Here is a 658-nt window from a genome sequence, read left to right on the forward strand (position 1 = left end):
GGCGTGAAAGTAGACGTAATCGCCCTTCTCAGCCGGTTTGCCGCCTGAGGAGTAATTGAGCAGGTAATTTGTGCCATTGGAGGAGATTAGCTCCTTCGGCTGGAAATTGGCCAAGGGGACATCTTCTTTCTTTCGATCCAATGACTCGTAAAGCGCCGTATGGATTCTTGGCCGGATATTGAGTCGATAGATTTTAGGATTGTTTCGGGTTGGGAAGACGCGGTTGGAGAAGAAGATGTACAAGAGGTCTGTCTCCGGATCCGCCCAGACGAAGGTGCCCGTATAGCCCTGGAATGGCCAAAACTTGACGGACTCGCTTGCTCCGCTACGGAACTGGAAGATTTATCGTATTCGATCAGGGGTTTATCAAGCCCTAGTCCTCTTCGATTTCCCTCCTCACAATATTGACATTTGGTAAACTCTTGGAAGCGCCTTACTCGCAATGCACTGCTCTCCCCATAACTTCCCTCTTTCAAATACATTTGGAACAACTTAGCCAAGTCGTTGGCTGAGCCAAATAAACCGGCGTTCGCCGATACACCACCCATCATCGCTGCCCCTTCATCATGCACTGTACCATGTAATTGAGTCAAACGGAAGAAAGTGTCTTTCTCCGTAGGAACAATCCTGTCCTTTGGATAGAAACGCATCGGATTAT

The 658-nt window shown here is 48.6% G+C and carries 1 protein-coding gene; it reads right to left on the bottom strand.

The genetic code is table 11. The features are described 5' to 3' along the window. On the bottom strand, positions 1–243 hold a 243-nt coding region (locus D5R40_RS38845), incomplete at its 3' end, for a hypothetical protein (RefSeq protein ID WP_205127889.1). Positions 244–658: the final 415 nt, after the last annotated feature.

The sequence above is a fragment of the Okeania hirsuta genome (assembly GCF_003838195.1).
Lineage (GTDB): Bacteria > Cyanobacteriota > Cyanobacteriia > Cyanobacteriales > Microcoleaceae > Okeania > Okeania hirsuta.